The organism is Pseudomonas sp. B1-22 (genome assembly GCF_050474425.1).
In the GTDB taxonomy this organism is placed as follows: domain Bacteria; phylum Pseudomonadota; class Gammaproteobacteria; order Pseudomonadales; family Pseudomonadaceae; genus Pseudomonas.
In genome coordinates this window covers 776295-791758 of the sequence record NZ_JBCHVH010000003.1, presented here as the reverse complement: position 1 = coordinate 791758, position 15464 = coordinate 776295, and the positions used below count along the sequence as shown (strand labels likewise).

14 protein-coding genes and 1 rRNA gene are annotated in these 15464 nt (G+C 62.4%); 4 read left to right on the top strand and 11 right to left on the bottom strand.

Features of this window, described 5'->3' with window-relative positions:
* The 7 genes from ACQ5BL_RS15585 to ACQ5BL_RS15555 form a co-directional block, all read right to left on the bottom strand.
* Positions 1 to 73, bottom strand: a 16S ribosomal RNA gene (locus tag ACQ5BL_RS15585); the annotation flags it as partial.
* A gap of 544 nt (positions 74 to 617) precedes the next feature.
* The gene (msrQ, locus tag ACQ5BL_RS15580; RefSeq protein WP_243809348.1) at positions 618 to 1226 is read right to left on the bottom strand and encodes a protein-methionine-sulfoxide reductase heme-binding subunit MsrQ; all 609 of its coding nucleotides are present in this window, start codon (positions 1224 to 1226) and stop codon (positions 618 to 620) included.
* Positions 1226 to 2236 carry a protein-methionine-sulfoxide reductase catalytic subunit MsrP gene (msrP, locus tag ACQ5BL_RS15575; RefSeq protein WP_207882820.1) on the bottom strand — a complete coding sequence of 337 codons (1011 nt, stop codon included), beginning with the start codon at positions 2234 to 2236 and terminating at the stop codon, positions 1226 to 1228. Before msrP ends, msrQ begins: the two co-directional genes overlap by 1 nt.
* A 57-nt stretch (positions 2237 to 2293) precedes the next feature.
* Positions 2294 to 3118: a CDP-diacylglycerol--serine O-phosphatidyltransferase gene (pssA, locus tag ACQ5BL_RS15570; protein WP_207882818.1), complete on the bottom strand. Its 825-nt coding sequence runs from the start codon at positions 3116 to 3118 to the stop codon at positions 2294 to 2296.
* A 149-nt stretch (positions 3119 to 3267) separates the two neighbouring features.
* Positions 3268 to 4284, bottom strand: coding sequence for a ketol-acid reductoisomerase (gene ilvC / locus ACQ5BL_RS15565; protein WP_207882816.1), 1017 nt, complete (start codon positions 4282 to 4284; stop codon positions 3268 to 3270).
* 44 nt (positions 4285 to 4328) lie between these two features.
* A complete protein-coding gene (gene ilvN, locus ACQ5BL_RS15560; RefSeq protein WP_017516326.1) occupies positions 4329 to 4820 on the bottom strand; it encodes an acetolactate synthase small subunit in 492 nt (163 codons plus the stop codon).
* Between the two features lie 2 nt (positions 4821 to 4822).
* Positions 4823 to 6553 (bottom strand): acetolactate synthase 3 large subunit, encoded by a 1731-nt coding sequence (locus ACQ5BL_RS15555; protein WP_207882814.1) that lies wholly within the window; start codon positions 6551 to 6553, stop codon positions 4823 to 4825.
* Positions 6554 to 6956: 403 nt separating this feature from the next.
* Here ACQ5BL_RS15555 and ACQ5BL_RS15550 point away from each other — a divergent pair, with 403 nt between their 5' ends.
* Complete coding sequence (locus ACQ5BL_RS15550) at positions 6957 to 7400, top strand: DUF4124 domain-containing protein (protein ID WP_207882812.1); 444 nt, start codon at positions 6957 to 6959, stop codon at positions 7398 to 7400.
* A 15-nt stretch (positions 7401 to 7415) separates the two neighbouring features.
* On the opposite strand, the gene ACQ5BL_RS15545 is transcribed toward ACQ5BL_RS15550, so the two are convergent.
* The 3 genes from ACQ5BL_RS15545 to mrcB are packed head-to-tail and all read right to left on the bottom strand — an operon-like array spanning position 7416 to position 10933.
* Complete coding sequence (locus tag ACQ5BL_RS15545) at positions 7416 to 7745, bottom strand: YqcC family protein (protein WP_207882810.1); 330 nt, start codon at positions 7743 to 7745, stop codon at positions 7416 to 7418.
* On the bottom strand, positions 7745 to 8593 hold the full coding sequence (locus ACQ5BL_RS15540) for a tetratricopeptide repeat protein (protein ID WP_243809346.1): 849 nt from the start codon (positions 8591 to 8593) through the stop codon (positions 7745 to 7747). Before ACQ5BL_RS15540 ends, ACQ5BL_RS15545 begins: the two co-directional genes overlap by 1 nt.
* A gap of 15 nt (positions 8594 to 8608) precedes the next feature.
* A complete protein-coding gene (gene mrcB / locus ACQ5BL_RS15535; protein WP_207882806.1) occupies positions 8609 to 10933 on the bottom strand; it encodes a penicillin-binding protein 1B in 2325 nt (774 codons plus the stop codon).
* Between the two features lie 207 nt (positions 10934 to 11140).
* Between mrcB and ACQ5BL_RS15530 the strand changes: the two genes are divergently transcribed.
* From ACQ5BL_RS15530 to ACQ5BL_RS15520, 3 genes are all read left to right on the top strand, one after another.
* On the top strand, positions 11141 to 12703 hold the full coding sequence (locus ACQ5BL_RS15530; RefSeq protein WP_243809345.1) for an AAA family ATPase: 1563 nt from the start codon (positions 11141 to 11143) through the stop codon (positions 12701 to 12703).
* 185 nt (positions 12704 to 12888) lie between these two features.
* The gene (locus ACQ5BL_RS15525) at positions 12889 to 13161 is read left to right on the top strand and encodes a TfoX/Sxy family protein (protein ID WP_207882802.1); all 273 of its coding nucleotides are present in this window, start codon (positions 12889 to 12891) and stop codon (positions 13159 to 13161) included.
* A 103-nt stretch (positions 13162 to 13264) separates the two neighbouring features.
* The gene (locus tag ACQ5BL_RS15520; RefSeq protein ID WP_243809344.1) at positions 13265 to 14065 is read left to right on the top strand and encodes a Crp/Fnr family transcriptional regulator; all 801 of its coding nucleotides are present in this window, start codon (positions 13265 to 13267) and stop codon (positions 14063 to 14065) included.
* A gap of 505 nt (positions 14066 to 14570) precedes the next feature.
* Here the strand turns inward: ACQ5BL_RS15520 and ACQ5BL_RS15515 are convergent.
* Positions 14571 to 15461 (bottom strand): ChaN family lipoprotein, encoded by an 891-nt coding sequence (locus ACQ5BL_RS15515; RefSeq protein WP_243804653.1) that lies wholly within the window; start codon positions 15459 to 15461, stop codon positions 14571 to 14573.
* Positions 15462 to 15464: the final 3 nt, after the last annotated feature.

Genomic DNA, 15464 nt, shown 5'->3' with positions numbered 1-15464 from the left:
TCATCCGCTCGACTTGCATGTGTTAGGCCTGCCGCCAGCGTTCAATCTGAGCCATGATCAAACTCTTCAGTTCAATACTGCTTGGGTTTTGCGAAAACCCTAAACTTGGCTCAGCAATCGCATGCTCTATTTAAAGAGCTAAAACTCTCGAATTCACGAGTGTTACTTGCGTTGCTGATAATCAGTCGATCATCAGTCTTACATCACAAGCACCCACACGAATTGCTTGATTCGACTTGTTAAAGAGCGTTTGGCTGAGGCTTTCGTCTCAACCGAGGCGCGCATTCTACGCTAACCTCTTTTTCCGTCAAGCGTTATTTTCGAAAATCTCTTTTCTACTCAACCGCTTGCGCATCAGTGAAGGAAACCTTCTCATCAGCGGGAGGCGCATTCTACAGCGATCAAAATCACTGTCAAGCACCTCGATGACTTTCTCTTCAGTTCGCTGCCGGAGCAGCCAATGAAGAGCGACAAGTGAATCACCTGCCTGATCACCACCCTCAACTTCTATTCACTGTAAGTGCTTGATTTTCAAGCTCTTTCAGCGCTTCGTCGCTGGGAGTGGTGCGCATTATAGGGACTGAAAAATCCCCGTCAACAGATTTCTGCAAGAAACTTCAGTTGGTTATGAAACGGCTTCGAAGCAAGGGCAGCTGCCGCGCCACTGGCGGTAGCCGCAACAGCATCAGGAAGCACCCGATAGCGGCATATATGACCCAGCGCTCCAGGTCGGAACGCACGACCCACAGCATATGCAACAGGCCCAGGGCGAGGATGACATATATCAGGCGATGCAGCTTCTTCCAGCCAGTCCCCAGCCTGCGCATGCTGTAACGATTGGAGGTTACCGCCATTGCGAGCAGCCCAAGGAAGGCGGTGACGCCGACGAAAATGTAGGGACGCTTGCGCAGCTCAACGCCCAACTGCGCCCAGTCCAATCCAAGGATGAAAACGGCGTAGGCACTCAGGTGCAGCACTATATAGGTGAAGCACCACAGGCCCAGCTGCCGGCGCACCTGTATCCAGCCATTCCAGCGGGTGAGCTTCTGCAGCGGCGTCATCGCCAGGGTGATCAGCAGCAGGACCAATCCACCCTGCCCCAGCCGGTCGACCAGTGCCTTCCCCGGGTCAGGCCCGAGGGCGAAAATCCACGCCTGGTACAACCAATAGAGCGGCGGCAACAAGGCGGAAACGAACACGGCGCCGCGCCATAACGGATTGCGCATCAGTAATCCTTCCTCAGGTCCATGCCCGCATAGAGAGAGGCCACCTCATCGGCATAGCCATTGAACATGAGGGTGGGACGAACATTGGGGCTGAATAGTCCACTGGGCAGGCGACGCTCATGGGCCTGCGTCCACCTCGGGTGGTCGACGGTCGGATTGACGTTGGCATAGAAACCGTACTCATTGGGAGCGAGGCTCTGCCAGGTAGTCTTCGGCTGTTCTGCGACGAAACTGATGCGCACGATGGACTTGGCCCCCTTGAAGCCGTACTTCCACGGCACGATCAAGCGCAACGGCGCGCCATTCTGGTTAGCCAGTACCCGCCCGTACATCCCGACGGCAAGAATGGCCAGGGGATGCATGGCCTCGTCCATGCGCAAGCCCTCGACGTAGGGCCAGTCGATCAGGGCAAAGTTGGACTGCACACCCGGCATGTCCTGACGATCCACCAGAGTCTCGAAACGCACGAACCTGGCATTGCTGGTCGGCTCCACCCGCTTGATCAGCTCGGAGATCGGAAAGCCGATCCAGGGAATGACCATCGACCAGGCTTCGACGCAGCGCAATCTATAGATGCGCTCCTCCAGTTGAAAAGGCTTGATGAAGTCTTCCAGCGCGTACTTGCCGGGCTTGCCCACCTCCCCGTCGATCACCACCGACCAGGGCTCGGTCTTCAGCGCTCCCGCATTGGCGGCGGGATCACCTTTATCCGGACCGAACTCATAGAAGTTGTTGTAGTTCGTCGCATCCTTGAAGGGCGTAATCGCCTCATTCTTTACCGTGACGGCATCCCAGCGAGCAGCCGCAAGTTTCTCGCTCAGCCAGGCAGGAGACTGCACCGCTTCGACATCGGCGTAGCGCCCACCCTCGGCAAGGCTCATGCGAGGCAACCCGGAGAGCGCGGCAGCCGCCAACGCGCCAGACATGAACTGACGGCGGGAGAAATAGAGGGATTCGGGCGTGACTTCCGATTCGTGGCAATCGGAAAGGCGGGACGACTTGATCAGCATGACGGGCTCCGCAACGACTGGCTGTATGCGCCAATAGACTGCGGAGCCCGCGGGAAATTACACGGCAGGCGGCTGCTTGCGACGGCGCAATTGCAACAAGTATTGCACCGGGCCGGAGGCGGCGTATGCAAGGAACAGCAGCAGCAGGATACGCGGCGGGTCAGTGAAGACCACGGCGAATGCCAGCACCACCACCAGGATCGCCATGAACGGCACGCGGCCGCGCAGGTCGAGGTCCTTGAAGCTGTAGTACTTGATGTTGCTGACCATCAGCATGCCGGCAAGAGCAACCATCAGGGCAACCAGCAGGGACACCTTGGCCCCCTGGACGTCGAAGTCGGCGAAGGCCCATACGGTACCGGCAACCAGGGCCGCGGCAGCCGGACTGGCCAGACCGATGAAGTAGCGCTTGTCGGCCGTGCCCACCTGAGTGTTGAAGCGCGCCAGACGCAGCGCGGCACCCGCCACATAGATGAAGGCGACCATCCAGCCGACCTTGCCCAGGCTGCTCAGCGCCCACTCGAAGGCCACCAGTGCCGGTGCAACGCCGAAGGCGACCATGTCGGAGAGCGAGTCGTACTCGGCGCCGAAGGCACTCTGGGTATTGGTCAGGCGCGCGACTCGACCGTCGAGACCATCCAGGACCATGGCCACGAAGATGGCGATGGCGGCATTGGAGAAGTCACCGCTCATGGCATTGATGATGGCGTACAGGCCGGTGAACAGCGCCGCGGTGGTGAACAGGTTGGGCAGCAGGTAGATACCGCGGTGGCGGACCTTGCGGCCTTCGGCGTCATGACCCTCTTCGATGTGCTCATCGATGGGCAGCAGACTTTCTTCGGTGTCGGAAGCCTTGTTCGGCTCCTCGTGACCTTCACTCATGGACGATTCCTTGAGAACTCGTTGAGGCTGAGATTCGCCGGGGCACGCTACTGCGCTGACGGCCCTGGCGCCCACGCTTTATACCAGATCACCGCCCCAGAACGAAAAAACGCGGCAAGCGCCGCGTTTCTTCGTATGTCGAAAAGACCTTAGTTCTTGGACTTGTCGACGATCTTGTTGGCAGCGATCCACGGCATCATGGCGCGCAGCTTTTCGCCAACAACTTCGATGCCATGGGCAGCGTTGTTGCGGCGGTAGGCGGTCATCGACGGGTAGTTGGTGGCGCCTTCGGAGATGAACATCTTGGCGTATTCGCCGTTCTGGATGCGCTTCAGAGCATTGCGCATGGCAGCACGGGATTCGGCGTTGATCACTTCCGGACCAGTCACGTACTCGCCGTATTCGGCGTTGTTGGAGATCGAGTAGTTCATGTTGGCGATGCCGCCTTCGAACATGAGGTCAACGATCAGCTTCAGCTCGTGCAGGCACTCGAAGTAGGCCATTTCCGGAGCGTAACCGGCTTCGACCAGGGTTTCGAAGCCGGCTTTCACCAGCTCGACGCAACCGCCGCACAGAACAGCCTGCTCGCCGAACAGGTCGGTTTCGGTCTCGTCCTTGAAGGTGGTTTCAATGATGCCGGTACGGCCGCCGCCAACGCCGCAGGCGTAAGACAGGGCGACGTTCTTGGCATTGCCCGAAGCGTCCTGGTAGATGGCGATCAGATCAGGGATGCCGCCGCCCTTGACGAACTCGGAGCGCACGGTGTGACCCGGGGCCTTCGGCGCGATCATGATCACGTCGAGGTCAGCGCGCGGAACGACCTGGTTGTAGTGGATGGAGAAGCCGTGAGCGAAGGCCAGGGTGGCGCCCTTCTTCAGGTTCGGCTCGATCTCGTCCTTGTACAGGCGGCCCTGGAACTCGTCCGGGGTCAGGATCATGACCAGGTCGGCGGCAGCAACGGCTTCAGCCACTTCGGCGACTTTCAGGCCGTGGTTCTGAGCCTTGGCAACGGAGGAAGAACCCGCACGCAGGCCGACGGTAACGTCGACGCCGGAGTCTTTCAGGTTGCAGGCGTGGGCGTGGCCCTGGGAACCGTAACCGATGATGGCAACTTTCTTGCCCTGGATGATGGAGAGGTCACAGTCTTTATCGTAGAAAACGCGCATTTGGGTAATCCCCTGTCAGTTGGCCTCGTGGGCCGTATTTCAAATCAGATGCTGAGAGTCTTGTCGCCACGGGCAATGCCGGTGACGCCACTGCGGACGACTTCGAGGATCGACGCGGTGCCGATGGCCTGGATGAAGCTGTCCAGCTTGTCGCTGGTACCGGCCAGCTGCACGGTGTAGACGCTGCTGGTGACGTCGACGATCTGCCCGCGGAAGATGTCGGTGGTGCGCTTGACCTCGGCGCGCTGGGCGCCGGTGGCCTTCACTTTCACCAGCATCAGTTCGCGCTCGATGTGCGCGCTCTCCGAGAGATTCACCAGTTTTACCACCTCGATGAGCTTGTTGAGGTTCTTGGTGATCTGCTCGATGACCTCATCCTGACCAGCGGTGGTCAGGGTCAGGCGCGAGAGCGTCGGGTCCTCGGTCGGGGCGACGGTCAGGCTTTCGATGTTGTAGTTGCGCTGGGAGAACAGGCCGACGACGCGGGAGAGCGCGCCGGGTTCGTTTTCCAGCAGCAGGGAAATGATGTGTCGCATGATCAGGTACGCTCCGTCTTGCTCAGCCACATGTCGCGCATCGCACCGCCGCGGATTTGCATCGGGTAGACGTGCTCGCTGGTATCAACCTGGATGTCGAGGAAGACCAGGCGATTCTTCATCGCGAAGGCTTCTTCCATCTTCGGCTTCAGGTCCTTCAGGTCGGTGATGCGCATGCCAACGTGGCCATAGGCTTCAGCCAGCTTGACGAAGTCCGGCAGCGATTCCATGTAGGAGTGCGAGTAGCGGCTGTTGTACTGCATGTCCTGCCATTGGCGGACCATGCCCAGCGCACCGTTGTTCAGGTTGATGATCTTCACCGGCAGGTCGTACTGCAGGCAGGTGGACAGCTCCTGGATGTTCATCTGGATGCTGCCTTCACCGGTCACGCAGGCGACGTCGGCGTCGGGGAAGTTCAGCTTCACGCCCATGGCGGCCGGGAAGCCGAAGCCCATGGTGCCCAGGCCACCGGAGTTGATCCAGCGATTGGGCTTGTTGAAGCGGTAGTACTGCGCCGCGAACATCTGGTGCTGGCCCACGTCGGAAGCCACATAGGCATCGCCATGGGTGACTTCGCAGAGGGTCTCGATCACGGTCTGCGGCTTGATGATGCTGCCGTCGCCCTTGTTGTAGGGGAACAGGCCGCGGTTGCCGCGCCATTCGTCGATCTGCTTCCACCAGGCAGCCTGGGCTTCCTTGTTCGGGGTCTCGCCGATTTCCTTGAGGATCGCGACCATTTCGGTCAGGACGCTGTCCACCGGGCCGACGATCGGGATGTCGGCCTTGACGGTCTTGGAGATCGAGGCCGGGTCGATGTCGACGTGGATGACCTTAGCGTTCGGGCAGAACTTGGCCGCGGTTTCGCCATTGATCACGCGGTCGTCGAAGCGCGCACCGACGGCGAAGATCACGTCAGCGTGGTGCATCGCCAGGTTCGCGGTGTAGCTGCCGTGCATGCCGAGCATGCCGACGAACTGGCGGTCGGTGCCCGGATAGCCGCCCAGCCCCATCAGGGTATTGGTCACCGGCACGTTGAGCATGCGCGCCACTTCGGTCAGCGGCTCGGCGGCGTTGCCCATGATCACGCCGCCACCGGCGTAGATGATCGGGCGCTTGGCGGCCAGCAGCATCTCGGCGGCCTTGCGGATCTGGCCGGAGTGGCCACGAACCGCCGGGCTGTAGGAGCGCAGCTTGACCTTCTTCGGATAGTTGTATTCGAACTTCTGGGTCGGGTCGCCCATGTCCTTCGGAATATCGATCACGACCGGGCCGGGACGACCGGACTGGGCGATGTAGAAGGCCTTCTTGATGACCTCAGGGATTTCCGACGGGTGCTTGATGATGAAGCTGTGCTTCACGATCGGGCGGGAGATACCGACCATGTCGGTTTCCTGGAACGCGTCGGTGCCGACCATGTTGCTCGCTACCTGGCCGGAGATCACCACCATCGGGATGGAGTCCATGTAGGCAGTGGCGATGCCGGTGACGGCATTGGTCGCGCCGGGACCGGAGGTCACCAGCACCACGCCGGGCTTGCCGGTGGCGCGCGCATAGCCGTCGGCCATGTGAGTGGCGGCCTGCTCGTGGCGAACCAGGATGTGGGTTACTTCGTTCTCTTTGAAGAGAGCGTCGTAGATATGCAGGAGGGCACCGCCCGGGTACCCGTAGATGTACTTAACGCCTTCGTCACGCAGGGAGCGGACGACCATTTCAGCGCCGGATAAAAGTTCCACGTTGTCACCTCTAGAACGCTATATACGGACACCCCCATCGTGGGGGACCGACTTGGATGGCTGCCCGGCAGACATGGGCGAATGTAATCGCCGGCTACGTCGACTGCCGAATGAGCAGAACCTGGAGACACTCCTGTTTGTGTTACGGAGAGCCTCCACCCAGCGCGAGGTAACGCGAAACAGGGTGAAACTTTGCGGCGCGGGTAGCACCTCTTGTCTGCCGAGTAAAACCAGCTTGCGGCCGGCCCACTGCAGCGAACCTTGGATTCTTCTGAAACGAAGCGGTCAAGTCAAGCCATATATAGCTTTTGGATGAAGCCGGGATGTGAACTTCTCCAGATGAATAAGCTGGCGATTTGGTTATAGTTACTGGTAGACCCCGCACCCCAAGGATCGACAACGCATGCGACGGACGATTTTCCTGGGCAGCCTGCTGCTCGCTCTGGCCCCGACCGTGATGGCCGCGCAGATCTACAAATGGGTGGACGCTCAGGGAGTCACGCACTTCGGCGCGCAGCCGCCTGAAGGCACCAACGCCTCGGCCGTCAACACCAGCACGGCACCACCCAAGTCGAATTTCCCGCTGCCGCCACCCAAGCCGGTGGTTCCTCCCAGCGCGGACGACAAGCAGAAAGCCGTGGACGACAAGGTGAAGCAGGAGGTCGCCCAGCAGGACGCCCAGCGCGCGCAGAACTGCAGCCAGGCTCGGGAAAACCTGGCTCAGCTGAGGAACAATCCGCGTGTTCGCGTGAAGGAAGAGAACGGCGAGTACCGACGCATCACCGAAGAAGAGCGGCAGGCGCGTATCGGCGAGAACGAAAAGGCGATCCAGGCAAACTGCAACTGAGGCAGCGCGGCAGCGTCAGTGCCCCGCGCCGATCAGCCGGTCGAAGGCGCCAAGTGCCTCCAGCAACACCTGTACACGCGCCCCTTCAGTGGCATAAGCCTCCTCGGCAATTTCCCGGATGCCGGATGCGGCCGGCAGATCAGCTCCACTCTCGATGATCTGTTTCATCCGCGGCAGGAAGATCCACTGCAGCCACTCCTCCAGCGCCAGCGTATCCACGCAGAACGGTTCGTGACTGGAGAGCCGTTCCAGCGAAGGACTCTCACTCCCCCACAGGCCAACGGCACGCATCTCGCGCTCGATCAGCAGCAGCTGGTCGGCAATCGCCGGCAGTCGATCATCCATCACAGGGTCACCTTGGCTTTCTGCCGGGCTTCGGCGGCACCGGCGGCGTCACCCTGCTGCTGACGGCATTTGGCGATCAGGTCCCACAGGCTGGCCTGCAAGGTCGGACGGCCGCCGGCCAGCGTCAGACCACGACGCGCCACCTGCTCGGCCTGCGCGGCATCGCCCTGGGCCAGGCGAACCTGGGCCAGCTTGTAGAGCACCTGCGGTTCGCGCGGAGCAATGCGCTGGGCGCGCTCCAGACTGGCGGCGGCGCCATTGAGATCGCCGCCGCCCTGCTGTTGCGAGGCGGTGGTCAGCAGCGCCAGCACCGGGCCATCGAGCTGCTCATCAGCAGCCAATCCGGTGTTGTTCGACGGAATACCCGACGGCGCCTTGTAGGTGCCGCCCTGATTGTAGGTATTGCCCTGGTAGGTGTTGCCCTGCGCAGCAGGCGGGGTCTGGTACGCCGGCTGCTGGTAGGTCTGCGACTGGAAACCACCGTTCGAGGTGATGCCGCCGCTGGTGGAGATCGGCTGCTGCGAATAATTCGAGCCGGTACTGCCCGGCGCGGTCGTCATCGGCGCGGTGCTGATCGGCGCCGCTCCGGTTTGCGCCGGGAAGGTCTGGATCGGCGCAGCACCTGCATCCTTGGGCACCATCACGGTGACGCCGGAATCGCCCTGGGGAATGCTCTGGCCGGCACTGGCGGAAACCGGTGCCTGATAGTTGCCACCGCTACGCCCCACGCGCTCCGAGTTGGAAACGGAGGTGCCGGAGTCCTGCACCGGGATCGCACCGTGCTGCGGAGTTGCACAACCGGACAGAAGCGCCAGAGTCGCCGACGCTGCAAACCAAGCTTTTCTCACTTCAAACCTCTCGCATCAGTTCAGCCAGCCACGCACCCAGTCCATGACTTCGTTGGCCGGCGCCTGGATTCCGCAACCGGCGCCAGGGGCCGGCTCGCTTCCTCGAATATAAGGCATCTGCACCGCGCCGGGGCAGTTGGCATCGGTGCCCTGCCCGGTATGCGGATCGACCCAGGACTGCACCACATTATCCGGCATCGGCATGTCCAGCGGCAGCGGATCGGCCTTGCGCATGAAGCTGGTCCATATCTGCAGGGCACCGGTAGCACCGGTCAGCGGCGTCTTGCCGTTGTCGTCGCGACCGATCCACACCACCGCCAGCAGGTCCTGGCCGAAGCCGGAGAACCAGCTGTCACGGGAGTCGTTGGTGGTACCAGTCTTGCCGGCCAGGGTCAGCGAGGCCGGCAGCTGGTTGTAGACCGAGCGCGCGGTACCCTCGCGCATCACCCGCTGCATGGCGTTCTGCACCAGGTAGATAGCGCCCGGGTCGAAGCGCTGCTGGACCTGGAACGGGTAACGCTTGAGCGGCTGGCCGTCGGATGCCAGCACACTGCGGATGCTCCGCAGCGGAGTGTTGAAGCCGCCGCTGGCGATGGTCTGGTACATGGTCGCCACCTGCATCGGACTCAGCGCACCGGCGCCCAGCAACATCGACGGATAGGCGGGCCAGTCGGTCGAGACGCCCAGACGCTCCAGGGTCTTCAGCACGTTCGGTACGCCCAGGTCCAGGCCGAGCTTGGCCGTGGACAGGTTCAGCGAGTTGGCCAGGCCCTGGTAGAGGAAGATGGTGCCGCGCGACTGATGATCGTAGTTCTGCGGCTTCCAGACCTGCCCATCCTTGCCCTTCACCTGGAATGGCTCGTCCTGGATGTAGCTGGTCAGGGTGTACTGGCTCGGCTGCTCCAGTGCAGTCAGGTAGACCGCCGGCTTGACCAGCGAACCGATCGGCCGCTTCGCGTCGATGGCACGGTTGAAACCGGCAAAGCGCGGATCGCGACTGCCGATCAGCGCCTGGATCTCACCGGTTTCCGGGTTGGTCACGACCATCGCGGTCTCGGTCTCGGCAACGCCCTTGCGACCGTCGAGACGCTTGAAGGTCTCGCTGACGGCGGACTCGGCCTTCATCTGCAGGATGGGATCGAAGCTGGTGAAGATGCGCAGGCCTTCTTCGGTCAGGTCTTCATCCCGATAGTCCTCGCGCAGTTGACGCTTCACCAGGTCGAGGAAGGCCGGATAGTTGCCGTTGGCCATGCTGCCCTGCTGGGTCACGCCCAGCGGCGCCTGCTTGGCGGCGGCGGCCTCTGCGGGAGTGATCACCCCCTGCTCGGCGAGCACGTCGAGCACCACGTTGCGGCGCTCCAGCGCGCGCTCCGGGTTGCGGCGCGGGTTGTAATAGGAAGGCCCCTTGACCATGCCGACCAGCAGCGCGACCTGCGGCAGCTTCAGCTCCGACAGCGGCTGGCTGAAGAAGTACTGGCTGGCGAGCCCGAAACCGTTCACCGAACGCTGGCCGTCCTGACCGAGGAACACCTCGTTCAGGTAGCTCTCGAGGATTTCGCGCTTGTCGTAATGCAGCTCCAGCAGCACCGCCATCATGGCTTCGGTGAGTTTGCGCGACAGGCTGCGTTCGTTGGTCAGGAAGAAGTTCTTCACCAACTGCTGGGTCAGCGTACTGCCGCCCTGGCGCAACTGTCCGGCGCTGGCGTTGACCCAGACGGCACGGGCGATCGACTTGATCGAAACGCCGTGGTGAGTCCAGAAGTCGCGGTCTTCCACCGCCACCAGGGTATCGATCAGGTACGGCGGCACCTGGTCCAGCTTGATCAGGATGCGGTCTTCGTTGTGCGCCGGGTACAGACCGCCGATCAGCAGCGGCTCCATGCGCGCGACCGCGAGATCGGAGCCATTGGCGCCGCTCAGTCCGGCGACATAGTTGCCGGAGAAGCGCACGCGAATCCGCTGGGCGGGCTCGGCGCCTTCATAGAACTGGAAGCCGCGGGTATTGAGGTCGACGGAGTTGCCGGAGACAGCGGCGGCGCCCGGACCGTTCACCGCACTCTCGCGGCGATAGCCCAGCGCATCCAGCTCGCGCAGGAAGTCGTCCTTGCCCAGTTTCAGGCCGACGAACAGTTCCAGCGGACGGGCATACACCTTGGCAGGAATGGTCCAGCGCTTGCCGGAGAATTTCTCCTGGACAACCGCATCGAGGTATACGGCAAAACCGGCCAGCACCACGAGGCCGACCAGGCCGAGCTTGAGAGCCCAGCCCAGCCACTTGCGCATGGCAGGCGACGATTTGCCGCTTTTTTTACGGGATTTGGAAGATCGGGGACGCGTCATGGCGGCGCATTATACGTACTTTATCCACAGGGGACAGACACCGTTCCAGACGGTATCCGGGTTCTTGCCGGGTACTGGCGCGAAGTGGCGCCGGGACTGCCGAGCTTCGACCTCGGCGCGACGGATTGGTTGCCGGGCGGTGTTTGCACCACAGGACCCAGCGGCCATAATGCCTGCCTCTCGAAAATAGACAGACAAGGACAAAACGTGAGCCAGACTCTCATCGCTGCGCTGCAGAACCCGGCGCTCTATCCTCATCCGGTCGAAAGCTTCCGGGTCATCGAAACCCATATTTCCTGGGTCCTGCTCACGGGCTCCTACGTTTACAAGATCAAGAAACCGGTCAACTTCGGCTTCCTCGACTTCACCGACCTGGCCGCGCGCAAGCACTTCTGCGAGGAAGAACTGCGCCTCAACCAGCGCCTCACCGAGGGCCTGTACCTCGACGTCCTGCCGATCACCGGCAGCGAGAGCGCCCCGCGCCTGGGCGGCGAAGGTCCGGCCATCGAGTACATGATCCAGTGCCGCGAATTCCCGCAGACCCAGCTGCTCAGCGAAGTGCAGGCCCGTGGCGAACTTGGCGCCGCACACATCGACGGCCTGGCCAAGCAGATCGCCGACTTCCACCTGCGCACCCCGCAGGTCCCGGCCGAACACCCGCTGGGCACCCCGGATGCCTGCATGGCGCCGGTACGGCAGAACTTCGAACAGATCCGCCCGATGCTCTCGGACAAGGCCGACCTGCTGCAGCTCGATGCCCTGGAGGCCTGGGCCGAGTCCAGCTTCGAACGCCTGCACGGCGTGTTCGAGGCGCGCAAGGCCAACGGTTTCATTCGTGAGTGCCATGGCGACATCCACCTGGGCAACGCCGCCATCATCGACGACAAGGTGGTGCTGTTCGACTGCATCGAGTTCAACGAACCGTTCCGTTTCACCGACGTCACCGCCGACTACGCCTTCCTCGCCATGGACCTGGAAGACCGTGGCCTGAAATGCCTGTCGCGGCGCTTCGTCAGCCAGTACCTGGAATACACCGGCGACTACCAGTCCCTGGACCTGCTGAATTTCTACAAGGCTTACCGCGCACTGGTCCGCGCCAAGATCGCGTTGTTCAGCCTGGCGCACCAGACCGACGCCGTGCAGAAGGCCGCGACCCTGCGCCAGTACCGCAACTACGCCAACCTGGCGGAAAGCTATAGCGCCATCCCCTCGCGCTTCCTCGCCGTGACCCTTGGCGTGTCGGCCGTCGGCAAGAGCCAGGTAGGCTTGCGTCTGGTAGAGGCCCTGGGCGCCATCCGCCTGCGCTCCGACGTCGAGCGCAAGCGCCTGTTCGGCGAGCAGAGCGCAGAGCAGCGCGGCCAGCACCAGAGCGGCATCTATTCCGCCGATGCCACGACTGCGACCTACCAGCGCCTGAATAGCCTGGCGGCGGACATCCTGCGCGCCGGCTACCCGGTGGTGATGGACGCCACCTTCCTCAAGCGCGACCAGCGTGCAGCCGCCTGGAAGATGGCCGAGGAAACCGGCGTGCCCTTCCTCATCCTCGACTGCCACGCGCCGGAAAGCGTTATCGCCGGCTGGCTGGCACAGCGCGAGAGCGAAGGCAACGACCCCTCGGATGCGACCCTGGAGACCATCCAGGCCCAGCTGGCCGCCCGCGAGCCGCTCAGCGACGAAGAGCAGCAACACAGCAAGCGCGTCGATACCCCGGACGCCGCCAGCCTGGACGCCCTGGTCGCCAGCATCCGCCAGCGCCTGCCGGGGCTCTGACCCTCGCGATCGGAGCCGCCAGCACGGCGGCTCCGATCCGAGCCTCCAGGCCCTCTGCCGCCCTGCCGCTCGCGCAGGGCGATATCACAAAGCCACGCTACACTTGCCTTGTGTATAGCCGGCCGCTATGAGCAGTTCTCGGCCGCGCGCCCCTGTCCGATCGTGCCGCATCGCAAGGACCGACGATGAACGACGAACTGCTGCACCTGAAGAATCTTGGCAAGACCTCCGCTCAATGGCTGCATGCCGTCGGTATCCACAGTGCCTCCGACCTGCGCCGCCTGGGCGCCGTTGGCGCTTACCGGGCGGTCAGGGCCCGTGGTTTCCGAGCATCGAAGGTACTGCTGTACGCCATTGAAGGGGCATTGCTCGACGTGCACTGGAATGACCTTCCTCCTGCGCACAAAGCCGCGCTTCTGGGCGAGCTTGAGACTTTCCCGATGAGGAACAAGAGCTAGCTCACAAGCTCCGTGGGAAAATCTTTACGCAAAAGTACCTGCCCGCTTATGGTCTCAGGGCCCTTCGTGCGCCCTCGACTGCCGCCATTCAAGGATTACGGCCATGTACCTACTCGGTGAACAACCTGCCTATGCCGATGAGCTGATCAACCGCCTGCAGGGAATTCCGGTGCAACTGCTCGCTGGCCTGGCCCCCTGCGGCGAACCGATCCGCCTCGAGCGCTCCGATGATCTCGAGGCCGAACTGCCCGACCAGCAACTGTTTCTCATCGAGAATGGCCTGGTCCATGCCCTGGTCGACGAGCGACCGCTGTTCTATCTGCAGGAAGGCGACCTGATCGGCCTGCGCGCGGGCATCGATCTGCCGCCCTGCCGTTACGTCACCGAAGAGCCGCTGTGCCTGATCCCGTACTCGCGCAGCGAGGTGCTCGGCCATATCCATGCCGATGGCCCCCGCCAGGAATTGCTCCTGCACTACCTGATCGGCCATACCGCCCTGCTCTCCGACGCCCTGGCGCATCTGAAGCAGCCGGAAATCCGCCCGGCCACCGGCTTCCAGCACTTCGCCGCCGGCGCGCAGCTGATCCAGCAGGGCGATGACGCCGAGCATGTGTTCATCATCATCGAGGGCCACGCGGAAGCCTTTGTCGACGGGCAGAAGGTCGGCGACGTACAGAAGGACGAGATTTTCGGCGCCATGGCCGTGTTCACCCGCGAGAAGCGCAGCGCCTCGGTCATCGCCAGCGAGCCGTGCACAGTAATGGTCATCCCCAAGGACCAGTTCCTCAGCCTGATGCAGAGCAACCCGCGTATCGCCCACAGCCTTATCGAAGGCATGGCCCGACGCATCGACCTGCTGAACAAGGAAGTCACCCAGCTGCGCGTGCAGCGCCAGGGCAGCTGAGGTCAAGCCTCTGCCAGAAGCCCGGCCCTGCGCCGGGCTTTTCGTTTTTCGGGAGGATGTTTCGCAATCGCGAAAAACTCCGCGAAAAGAGGTTGACTCTCAAATGATAATGATTATTATTGAGTCATCTGGTCGCGAGGCCAGACGATAAGCTCAAGAGACCACGCAGTCGGACTCTTCAGGTTATCTCCTCATCAGGCTAATCACGGTTTCGACCCGGCACTTTGCCGGGTCTTTTTTTTGCCTGCGTTTTTATGCGCAACCTCGAACCTCGACCATGGGAATAAAAAAGCATTGACTCTCAATTGATAATGGTTATTATTAACTCACTGGCCGCGAGGCCAGTCGGATAAGCTCAAGAGACCACGCAGTCGGACTCTTCGGATTATCTCCTCATCAGGCTAATCACGGTTTCGACCCGGCACTTTGCCGGGTCTTTTTTTGCCCGCATGAAAACCGTCCATGGAGACGGGCCCGAAGACCCCATCCATGACTGCGGCTTGCGTTACCGACGAAGCGCCGCGCAATAGTCCGTCGGCGGCAGCGCCGGTGTGTACCAGACAAAATCCGCCTGCCCCGGCGCCACCGCCTTGCCCACTTCCGCCAGCATCAGCACCTGCAGCCCCTGCTCCGCGCCCAGGTCCTCAAGGTGCAGCGGCACACCCAGATCGCGCCGCGCATGGAAACCACCGGCAATCATCAGTGCCGGGCCAGGCGCCGCCTTCAGGCGCTCGGCCATGCGCCGGTCGCGCTGCTGCTGTACCGCCAGCATCGCCGGCAACTGGCTGTCCGGCAGCAGGCCGCAGTGGGATTCGCGGATGTCATCCAGCAGGCTGTCGCGCACGGTATTCGTCGTGGAGCGCGAGCCCTCCAGCCGTGGCTGCTCGGAATAGATGCGCATGATCTCGCTACGATCCAGGTTGGCCGATAGCAACGGCGCCGGCTGCTTTACCAGCCAGGTCACCAGCGGGCCGTAGAGCGACCAGTCCCAGCCCGGCTGCCAGGCGAGTGCGCCGATCAGGTCCGTCGGCGCCTCGCCCCTGGCCGCGGCGGCCTGCGCGGCGGCAACCCGCGACTGCTGGTTCGGATTGAGCATTTCCATCAGCACGCTGCCACTGGGGCGGCGCTCCGCCAGGGCGCGCGCCAGCCAGAGCTCCAGGGCATGATGATCCGGATTGTCGTGCTGCTCCCCCACCAGCACGCGCGGCGCCGCGGCTAGCCGGTCGAGCAATTGTTGCGGGGTGAGCTGCTCGCCGCTGTGCAGGTTGCGAATGACGCCGAGTTCGGCACTGTCACGCCCCTCCGGGCTCTGCCAGGCCGGCAGCGGCGGCGGCGCGGAAGTGTGGCTCTGGCAGGCAGACAGCAGCGCCAGCAACGTGATCAGCAGGTACTTCACTTG